Genomic DNA, 13,375 nt, shown 5'->3' with positions numbered 1-13,375 from the left:
GTCATGGTTTGCGCCGATTGACGAAGTAGAAAACGGTTACGAGCACCACCGAGAGCGCCAGGAAAACCGTGGCGATGGCATTGATTTCCGGACTGGTTTCGCGTCGCAATTGGCCGAGCATGTAGGTGGGTAGCGTATCCTGCCCGCCGGACTTGACGAATTCGGTGATGACGACGTCGTCGAGCGAAATGACGAAGGCGAGCATGAGGCCGGCGATGATGGCTGGCCTCAAGAGCGGCAGCGTCACGAAACGGAAGGCTTTCCAAGGCGTGGCGTATAGATCGGCGGCTGCGCGCTCCAGAGTCAGGTCCATGCTCTCCAGCCGTGCCCGGATCGGCAGGTAGGCGAACGGGATGCAGAAGGCGGTGTGCGCTGCGATCAGATAGCCGAGCCCTGAATAGCCGGTCCAGACCTTGATGCGCGAGAACACGATTAGGAGCGCGACACCAGTGACGATCTCCGGCACCATCAGGGGCTGGTTGATGAAGGCGTATTTGAAGGTCAGGCCGGGATACGGCGGCGTGCGGGTCGTGGCCAGCGCAGCCATGGTGGCGACAATCGTCGAAAGCGCGGCAGCCGAGATCGCCAACACGAGCGATCGGACGGAGGCGTCTTGCACGGCCGAATTGTGCCAGGCCGAAATAAACCAGCGCAGCGAGAAGCCGTCCCAGCGCGACAGCGAATCCGCCGCGTTGAACGAATAGGCGACGAGCGCGGCCATCGGCAGATAGAGCGCGAAGAACGTCACAAGCGCCACGAAGCCAAAGCCGGGCTGCGCCTGTATGTCGAACGGTCGCTTAGCCATGGACGCCCTGCGAGCGGGAAGCGTTGCGCACGTAGAACAGCAGCGCAATCATCACCAGCGCCATCAGCGTGATCGAGATGGCCGCGCCCAGGGGCCAGTTGCGGCCCGCGCCGAACTGCAGTTCGATTAGGTTGCCGAGCATCATGTTCTTGCCCCCGCCCAGCACACGCGGAATGACATAGGCGCCGAGCGAGGGGATGAAGACCAGGATCGAGCCGGCGATGAGGCCGGGCTTGACCAGCGGAATGATGATACGGCGCAGAACCTGCCAGCGGCCGGCGTAGAGGTCATATCCGGCCTCGACCAGCCGGAAGTCGAGCTTCTCCATCGAGGCGTAGATCGGCAGCACCATCAGGGGCAGATAGACGTAGACCATGCCGAGCAGGATGGCTGTGTCGGTATTCATGATCTGCAGCGGTTGTTTGATAATGCCGAGCGCCATCAGCGCTGTGTTGACCAGGCCTTCGTTGCGGATCACCTGTTGCATGGCGAAGGTGCGGATCAGCAGGTTCGTCCAGAACGGAATGGTCACGAGGAAAACCCAGACCTCGCGCGTCTTCGGCGGTCGCGTGGCAATGAAATAGGCCGTGGGAAAGCCGAAGAGCAACGTCAGTACGGTGGTGTAGGAGGACAGGCTGATCGAACGCCAGAGGATGCTCAGGTGCGCGTCCGCCATGCCCAGCGTATCGTCGAAGATGTCACGCTGGAACAGGACCGATGTCCATCCGTCCAGCGAGAAGGTACCGAACTGCACGTCGCCGTAGTCGCCCTTCAGCATGAAGGAATAGGCCAGCATCACGAAAAGCGGCCCGGTGGCGGCCAGAAGGATGATGACGAGCGCCGGCGTCGACAGCAGCCAGCGCGTGCGCACGTCGCGCCGCTCCGCTTCCTTGGCGACTTGTTCCGCGCTGGCCATCAGTCCCTCAGCACCTGCGCTGCGTCGTTGCCGATCGAGATGCCGACCTTGTCGCCGCGCTCGAAGCCGCAGCCGGCGCTGCGCGAGTTCTGCTGGCGCACGGTGAACGCTTCGCCGCTGTCCAGGCGGACATGGATATGCGTATCGGTGCCGAAATAGACGATGTTTTCGACCGTGCCCGACAGGTCGCCCTTGCCGCTGGTCAGTTTGGCGTGTTCCGGCCTGACCACGACGGTGGCATCGCCCTTCGGCGTGAATCCTTCGGCCAGGGTCGCTTCGATCGTGGCACCGGATTTCAGTGTCGCTCGCGCCTTGCCATTGCCGATGGTGGCGATCGCCGCGGTGAGGAAATTGCTCTCGCCGATGAAGTCGGCGACGAAGCGTTCCGCCGGCTTGTCGTAAATGTCCCAGGGCGTACCGACCTGCAGGATCTTGCCGGCCGACATCACCGCGATGCGGTCGGACATGGTCAGCGCCTCTTCCTGATCGTGGGTGACGAAGATGAAGGTGATGCCGGTCTCGTGCTGCAGCCGTTTCAGCTCGATCTGCATCTCCTTGCGCAGCTTGTAGTCCAGGGCCGACAGCGGCTCGTCGAGCAGCAGCACCTTCGGCTGCGGCGCCAGCGCCCGGGCCAGCGCCACGCGCTGCTGCTGGCCGCCCGAGATCTGGCTGGTGCGGCGCCCCTTCAGCGCCTCCATCTTGACCAGCTTCAGCATCTGGGCGACGCGCGCCTCGATCTCGGCTTTCGGCTTGCCGAGCATTTCCAGGCCAAAGCCGATATTTTGCGCCACCGTCATGTGCGGAAACAGCGCGTAGCTCTGGAAGACGGTGTTGACCGGGCGCTTGAAGGGCGGCAGCGGCGCGATGTCCTGGCCATGCAGCAGGATCTCGCCAGCGGTTGGGAAATCGAAGCCGGCGATCAGTCTCAGCAGCGTCGTCTTTCCGCATCCGGACGGGCCGAGCAGCGTGAAGAACTCGTTCTCGCGGATCGACACCGAGACCGTGTCGAGAGCGGCTACCTCGTTTTCACCGGTTCCAAATACCTTGCGTACACCGCGAACTTCAATCGCGTTCTTATCCGGTTGTTCCGGCACGAGTACCCCATTGAGAGAGCCTGCTCTTGGCGGCAGATTTGTTCCTGTTCGATTGTCACCATAAGCCAATCGGCTTGGCAACTGCGGAGCTTCACTGGACCTAGAGAGCAATTCCTGTGCCATCGTCAGGCCTGATAAGTGATCCTTCCACCACAGATGGTGGTCGCGGTTCGAACGGTGTGCAACGCTTCCGGCGCGGTCTTCTCGATATCGGCCGACAAGACGACGATATCGGCGAGGTATCCGGTTCTCAGGCGCCCCTTGCGATGTTCCATGAACTCGGCATAGGCGCCCTCCACGGTGTAGGCGGCAAGCGATTCATGCAGCGAGAAGCGCTGGTCCGGATCGGTTTCTGCCCACGATTTGCGTGTCATCGCCGCCTGAATGGCTCGGATCGGATCGATCGGCGATACCGGCCAGTCAGAAGCGAAGACGACATGGGCACCCGCTTTCTTCAGGGTTCGCCAGGCATAGCTCAGCGGCCAGCGGGCCTGCCCGATGCGCGCCACGGTCGGCTGCAGCGGAAAATCCATGGCCCCGGGCGCATGCGGCGGCTGCATGGAAGCGACGACTCCGAGTTCGGCGAAGCGCGGCACGTCGACCTCGGTGATGACCTCGATATGTTCGATGCGGTGCCGGCTGTCGCGCTTGCCGTTCGCTCTCTCAGCCGCTTCGTAGCCGTCAAGCACGGCGCGTACGGCGCCGTCGCCGATCGAATGCACCGCGATCTGCAGCCCGCGTTTGTCGATGGCGGTGGCGAGATCGACGAATTGCCGGGGCGTGAACAGCGGCTCGCCGGCCCAATCCAATCGGTCGGCATAGGGCTCGATCATGACAGCCGTCCAGGAATCGAGCACGCCGTCATAGAACACCTTGACGATGCCCGACGACAGCCATTCGCTGTTGTAACGCTCGGCCATGGCTGAGGCCTTGCCGAGCATGTCGAGCGTCATGAAATTCTTGTAGTGGAACGGGACCTGCACGCGGCAGGGCAGGCCTTCCTCGGCCTCGATCTCGGCCAGCAGTTCGAGCTGGTAGAGGTTGCCATCCATGTTGTGGATGGAGGTGATGCCGTGGCGTGCGCACCAGGCAAGTCCCCGCCGCATGATATCGCGGTCGGCGGCACGTTCTTCCACCGACGGCATCGTGTCCGGCTCACCGCCGGTGGACAGCCCCAACCGCACACGCCCCTCGCCGGCAAGCTCGAGCACTGGACCGAACGCCTCGCCCTCGCGCAACTCGCCTTCGGCCATACCGTCGTCGCCCATGACGATTTCATTGCCCGGACCGAGCTCGCGCCCGTGCAAAACCCCTGCCCTCTCCAGCGCCCTGGTGTTGGCCCACATCGTGTGGTGGTCGGGAGCGGCCATGACGAAAGGCCGGTCCGGCAGGATCGCATCGAGATGGTGGCGCGTTATCCTCTCGCCATCGAGCACGGTGTAGTCGACGCCCTGTCCAACCAGCATCTTGGCGTCGGGGCGCGCTTGCGCGTAGTCGCGGATCGCCTTTTGCAGCGTTTCGAAACCGTGGACGCCAGCCAGTTGCAAATGGGCAAGCTCGGCCGCACCCGAGAACAGATGCATATGCGCTTCGATGAACCCCGGCAGGACGGACCCGCCCTGGGCGTCGACAACATTGGTAGACGGTCCCTTCAGCTCTTCGACTGCTGCACGGCTGCCGATGGCAATGATGGCGCCGCCCTTGACGGCAACGGCCTCGGCGGCGGGATTGTCAGCGTCCATGGTCAGCACCGGACCGTTGATGACGATCAGATCGGCATGTTGACCCGCACCCGTGACAGACATCGCGACTCCGCGCTTTTGACGGCTGGCTGAGACCGACGCCCGTTGTGCCCAACCACCTGCACTCCGCCGGAGCGGCGGTGTCGGACAAGAAATGATGCCGGCACGCCGTCTTCGAAATTCCCCTTGTTATCCTTGGAGACAGCGTTGATAAAGAATGCGACTAATCATTCGCGTTTGTCAACGTTCGGAATTTCGAATGTATTGTGGACACCACCCTCCGCCTGTTTTGGGACCGGGCGGGGAACGAGGACATCGAGCAGTGAAGCGCAGTTTCGACCGCAAAACCAAGATAGCGCTCGAACCGCGCAAGCAGCCGCGGCAGCAACGGTCGAGCAAGGTGGTCGACAGGATTCTCGACGCGGCGCTGATCTTGACGCGGGAGCAAGGGACCAGGACACCGACGACACTTGCGATCGCACAGCGTGCCGGCCTGTCGGTCGGTTCGGTCTACCAATATTTTCCCAACAAGGAAGCCATTCTTCTCGACCTTGCCCGGCGCTGGCTGTCGTCCTTCCCCGAGGTAATAGCCAAGCGCATCAAGGTCGCTCCGCCCACCAACCGCGAAGAGTTTCGGCGGGAAGTCCGCAAGCTCTTCATCGATACATCCAGGCTCTATCTCGAAAACGCCACCCTGATGCCGGTGATCGAGGCGATATCCGGCAACGCCGATCTCAGGCCAATTCAGAACGAATATGACGACCAGATCATCGCTCTGTACGCCGCATGGCTGCAGCATGTGAACCCGGCTCTCGAAGGCAAGATCGCCAGCCGGCTCGGCCTGGTGATGATGGAAGTCGGGCATGCCTGCCGGCTCGTGGGGCTGAAGAGGGATCGCAGGACGTTCGACCTCATCGAGGACGACGTGGAAGCCATGTGGCTCGCCCTATTGAGCCCCTATCTCAACCTCGACTAAGCCCCCGTTTGGAAAGGAATTTCATGAAGACTGTCTATTCGCCTTTCCATGCCGGGCACGCAGGGCAGATGGAACTGGTTACGTCGCAGATCGTGCCGGGTTTCGAGAAGCCGTCGCGGGCGGAATTCATCAGGGCGCGGGTGGAGAGAGAGAAGCTCGGGCCGATCATCGGGCCGGTCGAGCACGATCTTGCGGCCGCCAAGCGCGTCCACGAAACCGACTACATCGATTTTCTGCCGACGGTGTGGCCGGAATGGGTCGCCGCCGGCTTCAAGGGTTCGGCCATGGGTTTCGCCTGGCCGACGCGCGGCCTGCGCGGTAATGTGCCGCCCAAACGCATCGACGCCTTGCTGGGCTACTATTCCTTCGATGCCGGCGCCACCTTCGTCGAAGGCACCTGGGCCGCGATCAAGTCCTCCTATGACGTCGCCCTGACCGCGGCGGCGCTGGTCAGGGGCGGCGAGCGGAGCGCCTTCGCGCTCTGCCGTCCGCCCGGTCATCACGCCGGCGCTGCCTTCATGGGCGGCTACTGCTTCATCAACAACGCCGCCGTGGTCGCGCAATGGTTCCGCGACCAGGGCGCCAGGCGCGTCTCGATCCTCGATGTCGACTACCACCACGGCAACGGCACGCAGGAGATCTTCTATCGCCGCGGCGACGTCCAGGTGCTCAGTCTGCACGGCGACCCGATGGTCGAGTACCCCTTCTTCCTCGGCCATGCCGACGAACGCGGCGAGGGTGAAGGCGAAGGCTTCAACGTCAACTATCCGATGCCCTTCGGCACCGGTTGGGGCGCATGGAGCGCTTCGCTGGAAGACGCCTGCGCCAAGCTTGCTGCCTATGCGCCGGACGTCGTCGTGGTGTCGCTTGGCGTCGACACTTTCGAGAAAGATCCGATCAGCCAGTTCAAGCTGAAGAGCGAGGACTATCCCAGGATCGGCCGCCGCATCGCCAGGCTCGGCCTGCCGACGCTGTTCGTCATGGAGGGCGGCTACGCGGTGGAAGAGATCGGCGTCAACGCCGTCGGCGTGCTGACCGGCTTCGAAGATCGCTGACGCATCGGGCGAAGGACGAGCCCTCCACGGAGCATCCGAGCGGAGATTTCTTCGCCGCCAGGCAATATAGCCCCGGCTACTGAGTCGCGTCGCGAGTCCATCAGATTCGATTTTGTCAAATCGCGTTTGATGTCGGATTCATCTGCGGGTAGATTAGACCCGAATCAGCCGGTCCACGGGGGGCGCGGCGACCACCCAAAGTCTCAAGTTCCGGCATACGGCCGGTACCAGACGCGGACGGCTTCGCGTTCCCCAAAGGATTCGGCTTGATTGGGCGCTGCGCGCCCTTGTGTGTGTCTTCGTAAACGTGACGCGTTTCGGGTCCGGGCGCTGGCCGATGCCAGCACCGGGCACAGGGATCGATTCCGGCCAGAATATCAAAATGAGCAGTCCCGCCGCGCTTCTCAAATCCGATGCATCAGGTTCACGCCTTGCGTCCCGCGGCGATCTCACCGGCTTCTTCATGCAATTGGCCGCCGAGATCGGCGCCGACAGCTACATGCTGGTTGCCATCGTCCACGACGAGGATCGCAACGATGCGCGCATCGTCGCCTCGAATTGGATCTTCGACGCGATCGAACTGATCGGCAAAAAGCTGATCGCCGGCCTCGCGCTCGGGCCATTGACGGCCGCTCCCGGCACACGCCCGAAGGCTCTGGTGGCGGCGCATGCGCCCGACGCCGGCACCCTGCTGACCGGCGAGGAGGCACGGCTGCTCGACGTGCTCGGCCATGCCGAAGTCTATTCATTGCGGCTCAATGTCGGTCGTCAGCGCCTGTTCGCGCTCTTCTCGGCCGCGGAGCCCGGCAAGATCGACCTGCCGGCGCTGATGAAGGCGCAACTGAAATGCTGCTACGCGCTGTCGGACATCCCGCAACTGATCGCCGCCGCCGCCATGCAGGATCCGCTTTCCGACCGCGAGCGCGAATGCCTGTTCTGGGTGTCCGAAGGCAAGACCACGGATGAGGTGGCGCTCATCCTCGGCGTCTCGTCCAACACCGTCAACAGCTACATCACCCACGCCATCCAGAAATTCGCGGCCAGCAACCGCGCCATGGCGATCGCAACGGCGATCAGGAGCGGCATCATTTGAAACACGCGCATATCAAAGCGACCGCCGAAGCTCTGTTCAACGATCAGCGCAATCCGTTCGGCGCCTTCTCCCTCGGCTCCGAGACCCATCACGCGGTCACGGTTCCGGACGCCGTGCGGCGCTGCCGCTGGATCGCCGTCGACATTAACGCCTCCGCCTTCGGACTGTTCTTCGTCAGCCCGTCGCTCGAGCGGGCGCGCCTCGTTGCCTGCTTCGATTCCGACTACCCTGCAACGGCCGTCGCAACGAAGTTCATCTCCGGCGCCAATGGCGAGGAGATGGTCCGCCACAGCCGCATCTCGACGGCACCGCGCTGGTGGGCCGACGATGTCATTGCCGGCTCGCAGCACACCCTCCAGAACCTTGCCTGGGCTGAGCGCACCGTAGCTCTTGCGCCCGGCACGAACGGAATTGCCTTCCCGGTCCACGCCGAGCGCGGCCAGTGTGGCCTGGTGGTTTTCCTGGGGTCGGAAATGACCCTGTCCGACGACATCATGTATGAGATCCATGCGCGATGCTTCACGCTGTTCGCCGCGGTCGCCCGCATCCGGCCGAGCGATGCCGGTAGGACGCGGTCGATTTCCAAGCGCGAGCTCGAATGCCTGAAGCTGACCGCCAATGGCAACACCAGCGAAGAGATCGCGAAGCTTTTGAAGCTCTCGGTCCACACCGCCAACCAGTATCTCACCCAGTCGACGCAGAAGCTCAATGCCGTCAACCGCAACCAGGCGGTGGCCAAGGCGCTGCGGCTCGGCCTGATCGAGTAGGCCGCTCAGGCCAAAGCGTTCGAAAGCTCTTCGAAATCTTTCTTACGGACAGGCGAGCGGCTCGCTCTTACGCAGGCGGGCCTGTTCGACGGCATCCTCGAGCAGCGCGGTGTTGTGCTCCGGGGTTTCGCCCGGCTTCTCGAACGACACGTAGTTGACCACCACCGAGGCTCCGTGTTCGTTCAGCGTCAGCTGGAAATAGATAGTGACGCCGCGCGGTCTGAGTTCGAGATCGAGCACGATGCGCGGATGGCCGCTCCAGTCGACATGCGCTTCGCCGCCATGGCCAAGCCTCAGCGTGCCCGGCTGGAAGAAGAGCTCGGCCGCCGAGTCCACCAGATCCGACAGGCAGGCGAAATGCTCCAGCCGGATGAAGGCGATGTAGTCGGCGACCTCGATCAGCCTGAGTTCGCCCACCACGCCTTCGATGGCCTTGGCGACGATGAGCTCGCGTGAATTGGCGTGTGGTTGCCGGTTCATGGATAGAAGCAGCTTCCGTTCATGAGGTTACTCTGCGCTCGGCCTTTTTCGAGTAGACGATCCGCACCAGCTCGGCCACGGCCTGGTAGAATTGCGACGGGATCACGCTATCAACCGAAACTTGCTTGTACATGGAGCGGGCGAGCGCGACGTCCTCGAAGATCGGAATGTTGTGTTCGGTTGCGATCTCGCGGATCTTGAGCGCCACCAGATCCTGGCCCTTGGCGACGACCACAGGAGCGGAGTCTTCCTCGCGCACATATTTCAGCGCGATCGAATAGTGTGTCGGGTTGGCGATGACCAGCGTTGCTCGCGGCACCGCCGTCATCATGCGCCTGCGCGCCCGGTCGCGCGCCAGCGAGCGCAGGCGGGACTTCACGATCGGGTCGCCTTCCGACTGCTTCAGCTCGTCCTTCACTTCCTGCTTGGTCATGCGCAGGTCCCGCCGCCAGTGGAAGCGCGACCAGACCAGGTCGGCCACCGCGATCAGCCCCGTGACAAAGACGATCGCCACCAGGATGTCGACGGCGATGCCGCGGATGACCATGCCGAACGCGATCGGATTGGTGATCATGCCGGCGAGCAGCTTGCGATGATCTTCCGACAGCGTGAAGGCAAGCACCGCGATGGCAAAAGCGAGCTTGGCCAGCGATTTCGCGAACTCGACGAGGCCCTGCACCCCGAACAGCCGGCTCCAGCCCTTGGCGATCGAGATGCGCGACAGCTGCGGCCTGACGCGCTCGCCGATGAACTGCGGAAGGTTCTGGAACACCGAGGCGCCGACGCCGGCGACCACCAGCAGCACCAGCAGGCTCACCACGGCCCGGCCGATCTCGATCAGCACCTGCTTGTAGAGCGCGATCACGTCGGTCTCGGTGTCCATCGGCCAGGCCTCAGGCTTTGCCAGGAACATCGACAGGAACATGCCGAGGTCGACGATGGCGTCCTTGGCGTAAAACACGGTGAACACCAATATGGCCAGGAAGGAAGCGAAGATCGCCGTCTCGCGCGAATGGGGCAGCTTGCCCTGCTCGATCGTGTCGCGGATCTTCTTTTCTGTGGCTTCCTCGGTTTTGGAATCCTTGTCGACCGCCTCAGCCATGGTGTCCTGACCGAATTGTCGTCAGGCAGCTTCGGCCGGGCTTTGCGTCGACGGAAGCTCGAAAGCCCCCTCGCGCGACAGCCGGACGGTCGCCACCGCGATGGTCTTGCGGGCCGCCATGATGTCGGCCAGCGCGATGCCTTCCGACCCTTGTCCGAGTTCGGATTCGATCATGCGCCGCGAGCGCGCGCCGATCGCCGACAGCACGGATTCGGTGAGCGCCGGCGGCGCGCCGCGCAGCGCCAGCGTGACGAGTTCCGTCGACAGGCCGTCGAACAGCAGCACGCGCGCCTTCTGCGTCAGCAGCGGCAGATCGTCGAAGGCAAACAGCCGCGACTTAACCCCGGCTAGATCGGGCGTGCCGGCTTCCTCCAGATCCTGCATGAGCTCGTCGAGTTCCGGCTTGGCCATTTCATTGAGCAGGCTGGCGACGCGCTCCTGACCGGCCGAGGTGTCCTTGGTCGTCTTCTCGGACAGCACGCTGGCGCGCAGCTGGTTCTCGACGATCCTGGTTGCCGCGTCCGGAATGTTGGCCATCGTCACCATGCGCTTGATGATCTGGCTGCGCATCGGCTTTTCCATGGTCAGCAGCACATTGGCGGCCGCCTGCGGCGCAAGCTTCGACAGCACCATGGCCGCGGTCTGCGCATGCTCGCCCGCCAGATAGGTCCCAAGGCGCGACGGCTCTAGCTTTTCGAGGTCCGGCCAGATCGGTGGCGGCCCCTCGGCCACGGGCTCGAACTTCCTGTCGCCCATGATGGCGCTCATCTCTTCGGGCGACAGAGACTCGTTGAGGATCGTGTCCATCCTGTCGGCGGAATCGAGCAGGCCGGCACCCTCGGTGAACTCGGCTTCGAATTCGGCGACAATGCGCTCGAGATCGTTCTGGGGAATGGTGCGCAGCAGCCGGGCGCCCTCGATCAGCGCCTTCAGCTCTTCCTGCTTGAAGAATTTGAGCAGCCGGCTGGCCGAGGGCTTGCCCATCGCCACCAGTATTGCGGCCGCCTTCTGCGGACGCGTCAGCGTCAGATTCGTCATCCTGCCTGCCCCTGCCCTCGCCGCATGCGTCCGCCGTCCATGTCTATGCGCTCTTGGCCGCGGCGATGATCTCGGTCAGCCGGATGCCGAAGCGGGAGGGATCGTTCTCCAGAACCGTGATTTCGCCGCGCGCGATCTTGCGGCCGTTGACCACCACGTCGACCGGCTCGCCGATGCGGCGATTGAGCGCCACCGTCGAGCCCTTTTGCAGCGCCATCAATTCCGAGACCGGCATCTCGGTGCTACCGAGAATGATCTGCACGTCGACCGGAATGCTCATGATGATGCCTGAGGTGGCGCCCGTCGGGGAGGAGGCGTCGGGGCGCCTCTCTTCCTCCCGAAGCACGCCGCGCAGTTCCTCGATCGCGCGGTCGAGCTGCTCGTTGGGCTGATCCGGTTCGGCTTCCAACTGGGTCTGTGCCATGCGTCGTCTCCAAGAATTCCGGCCTGGCATCAGCCAGGTATCAGTCCGTCGATGAAGTCCTGTCCGGCATCGAAGGGATGCCTGATGCGGACGGTGTAGTTTTGTCCGAGCTTTCCGAACTCACAGACGAACAGCGTCCTGTCGCGGGCGCTGAGCCTTGCCTGCGCGTGCGCGTGTTCCTCGAATTCGATCACCTGGCCGGGTTGGAAGCCGTCGAGATCGCCAAGCGTCAGTCTGGCCAGCGGCATGGTGGCTTCCAAACGCACCGTCGAGCGCATGACCTCTTCCGAGAAGCGTGCCCGCCAGTCGCCCGTCTGATCGTCCTCGCCGCTGTGGGCCGTGGCGCCGCGCGTGGCCAAGAGAATACGCTGCGGGATCATCACCGTGACCGTGCCGGTGTCCGTCGGGGTTGAGACGCCGAAGACGATGCGGATCGAAGCGCCGTCGCGCAGCACGCGCCGCCTTGCCTCGATGCCCGACATGGCCCGGGGCACCGGCAGGCGCAGTTCGAGCGAACGGCGCCCCGACCCGTTCAGCGCCACTGCCACCTCCTGGAATACCATCGTCGCGACATCGGTCTCGATCTGCGACAGCTCGCGTTCTATGGGGGACACGGGCTGATCGGGATCGCCGCCGAACAGGGCGCAGACCATGACCGCAATCGCTGGCGCGTCGATCACCAGGGTCATGGCATCGGCCGATGTCGGCGACGGAATGATGGTCATGGCGAAGGTTTCGCCGGCGCGCGAGCGCGCCTCGGGAACACGGCCGACTTCCACCGCCTGCAGGTCGACCGTGACCGGTGCGCCGAGTTCGCCGGCAAGGGCTTTCTGCAGCAGCGGCAGCGCCCGTTCCGCCATGCCCCGTCCGACGCCGATCACCTGCGCGGCCTCGCCGCTGTCGCCGACGAGACGCTCGATGATCAGGGCCCGGGTTTGTGACGGACTGCCCGGACTGGTCATGACGGCAAGCGGTCCTGACTGTCTTCGCGCATGATCAGGCCGCCTTCTTCTCGGCGCCCGTGTTCATCGTGCTCTGCTCGACGGCGTCGATCGTCGGCCGCTCATAGGACGAGATGGTCTTGCGGCCGAACTCGATCGCCACCTGCGGCAGGGCGCCGTTCATGTAGGCAAGCAGCGTCTGCTTGACGATGATGTAGAGGCGGTTCCTCTTCTCGCGCACCGTCTTGATCTTGGTGGCGACCGGACCGACCACCGCATAGGAGAGGAAGATGCCGAGGAAGGTTCCCACCAGCGCGGCGCCGATCAGCCCGCCGAGGATTTCCGGCGACTGGTCGAGAGCCCCCATCGCCTTGACCACGCCGAGCACCGCGGCCACGATGCCGAGCGCCGGCAGGCCGTCGCCCACCGCCACCATGGCGTGATAGGCCTTGAGCTTGTCGGTGCGGATGGTCTGGATCTCTTCGTCCATCAGCGCCTCGATCTCATGCGAGCGGGCATTGCCGATGATGATGATGCGGCAATAATCGCAGATGAAATGCGTGAGGTCGTGGTTCTTCAGCACGGTCGGGAATGCCTGGAAGATGGCCGACTCGTCCGGGTTGTCGATATGCGCCTCGACCTCGCTGCGCGATTTCGACCGCAGCTCGCGCATCAGGCTGTGCAGAACGCCGAGCGTCTCGAGATAGTCCCGCTCCTTCGGCACTGCCTGCTTGAAGGCTTCCAATATGCCCTTGCCGGTGTCCTTGACGGTCTTCATCGGATTGGCGACGAGGAAGGTGCCGAGCGCGGCGCCGCAGATGACCACCGCTTCCCAGGGCTGGACCAGCACGTGGAGGTGCCCGCCCATGGCCATGAAGCCGCCGAGGACGCAGCCGAGCGTCACCACAAGTCCGATCAGAATGCCCACGACAGGTCCTTCCG

Annotated in this window: 14 protein-coding genes; 4 read left to right on the top strand and 10 right to left on the bottom strand. The window is 63.6% G+C overall.

Annotation, left to right across the window (positions count from 1 at the left end):
* Window position 1: 1 nt before the first annotated feature.
* From EN818_RS20890 to EN818_RS20875, 4 genes are all read right to left on the bottom strand, one after another.
* The gene (locus EN818_RS20890) at window positions 2-805 is read right to left on the bottom strand and encodes an ABC transporter permease (protein ID WP_095806216.1); all 804 of its coding nucleotides are present in this window, start codon (window positions 803-805) and stop codon (window positions 2-4) included.
* The gene (locus EN818_RS20885) at window positions 798-1,721 is read right to left on the bottom strand and encodes an ABC transporter permease (protein ID WP_095806217.1); all 924 of its coding nucleotides are present in this window, start codon (window positions 1,719-1,721) and stop codon (window positions 798-800) included. The genes EN818_RS20890 and EN818_RS20885 overlap by 8 nt, the downstream gene beginning before the upstream one ends.
* Window positions 1,721-2,815: an ABC transporter ATP-binding protein gene (locus tag EN818_RS20880; RefSeq protein WP_095806218.1), complete on the bottom strand. Its 1,095-nt coding sequence runs from the start codon at window positions 2,813-2,815 to the stop codon at window positions 1,721-1,723. The genes EN818_RS20885 and EN818_RS20880 overlap by 1 nt, the downstream gene beginning before the upstream one ends.
* A 125-nt stretch (window positions 2,816-2,940) precedes the next feature.
* Window positions 2,941-4,620, bottom strand: coding sequence for an amidohydrolase (locus EN818_RS20875; RefSeq protein WP_095806219.1), 1,680 nt, complete (start codon window positions 4,618-4,620; stop codon window positions 2,941-2,943).
* Between the two features lie 259 nt (window positions 4,621-4,879).
* Between EN818_RS20875 and EN818_RS20870 the strand changes: the two genes are divergently transcribed.
* The 4 genes from EN818_RS20870 (at window position 4,880) to EN818_RS20855 (ending at window position 8,448) form a co-directional block, all read left to right on the top strand.
* Window positions 4,880-5,533, top strand: coding sequence for a TetR/AcrR family transcriptional regulator (locus tag EN818_RS20870; RefSeq protein ID WP_095806220.1), 654 nt, complete (start codon window positions 4,880-4,882; stop codon window positions 5,531-5,533).
* Window positions 5,534-5,556: 23 nt separating this feature from the next.
* Complete coding sequence (locus EN818_RS20865) at window positions 5,557-6,588, top strand: histone deacetylase family protein (RefSeq protein ID WP_095806221.1); 1,032 nt, start codon at window positions 5,557-5,559, stop codon at window positions 6,586-6,588.
* A 382-nt stretch (window positions 6,589-6,970) separates the two neighbouring features.
* Window positions 6,971-7,681: a helix-turn-helix transcriptional regulator gene (locus EN818_RS20860; protein ID WP_095806466.1), complete on the top strand. Its 711-nt coding sequence runs from the start codon at window positions 6,971-6,973 to the stop codon at window positions 7,679-7,681.
* Window positions 7,678-8,448, top strand: a complete 771-nt coding sequence (locus tag EN818_RS20855) for a helix-turn-helix transcriptional regulator (protein WP_095806222.1) — start codon at window positions 7,678-7,680, stop codon at window positions 8,446-8,448. Before EN818_RS20860 ends, EN818_RS20855 begins: the two co-directional genes overlap by 4 nt.
* A gap of 42 nt (window positions 8,449-8,490) precedes the next feature.
* Here the strand turns inward: EN818_RS20855 and EN818_RS20850 are convergent, their stop codons facing one another.
* The 6 genes from EN818_RS20850 to motA are packed head-to-tail and all read right to left on the bottom strand — an operon-like array spanning window position 8,491 to window position 13,361.
* On the bottom strand, window positions 8,491-8,928 hold the full coding sequence (locus EN818_RS20850) for a hypothetical protein (RefSeq protein WP_095806223.1): 438 nt from the start codon (window positions 8,926-8,928) through the stop codon (window positions 8,491-8,493).
* 19 nt (window positions 8,929-8,947) lie between these two features.
* The gene (flhB, locus tag EN818_RS20845; RefSeq protein ID WP_095806224.1) at window positions 8,948-10,030 is read right to left on the bottom strand and encodes a flagellar biosynthesis protein FlhB; all 1,083 of its coding nucleotides are present in this window, start codon (window positions 10,028-10,030) and stop codon (window positions 8,948-8,950) included.
* A gap of 21 nt (window positions 10,031-10,051) precedes the next feature.
* Window positions 10,052-11,068, bottom strand: coding sequence for a flagellar motor switch protein FliG (locus tag EN818_RS20840; RefSeq protein ID WP_095806225.1), 1,017 nt, complete (start codon window positions 11,066-11,068; stop codon window positions 10,052-10,054).
* Between the two features lie 43 nt (window positions 11,069-11,111).
* The gene (gene fliN / locus EN818_RS20835; protein ID WP_095806226.1) at window positions 11,112-11,492 is read right to left on the bottom strand and encodes a flagellar motor switch protein FliN; all 381 of its coding nucleotides are present in this window, start codon (window positions 11,490-11,492) and stop codon (window positions 11,112-11,114) included.
* A 29-nt stretch (window positions 11,493-11,521) separates the two neighbouring features.
* Entirely contained in the window at window positions 11,522-12,454 is a 933-nt protein-coding gene (locus tag EN818_RS20830) for a FliM/FliN family flagellar motor switch protein (protein WP_095806227.1), read from the bottom strand.
* A gap of 34 nt (window positions 12,455-12,488) precedes the next feature.
* A complete protein-coding gene (gene motA / locus EN818_RS20825) occupies window positions 12,489-13,361 on the bottom strand; it encodes a flagellar motor stator protein MotA (protein WP_095806228.1) in 873 nt (290 codons plus the stop codon).
* Between the last annotated feature and the right edge of the window lie 14 nt (window positions 13,362-13,375).

Source organism: Mesorhizobium sp. M3A.F.Ca.ET.175.01.1.1 (assembly GCF_004791945.1).
Taxonomy (GTDB): Bacteria; Pseudomonadota; Alphaproteobacteria; order Rhizobiales; family Rhizobiaceae; genus Mesorhizobium.
The sequence above is the reverse complement of the archived record's forward strand: the minus strand, read 5'-3'. Positions and strand labels throughout refer to the sequence as shown.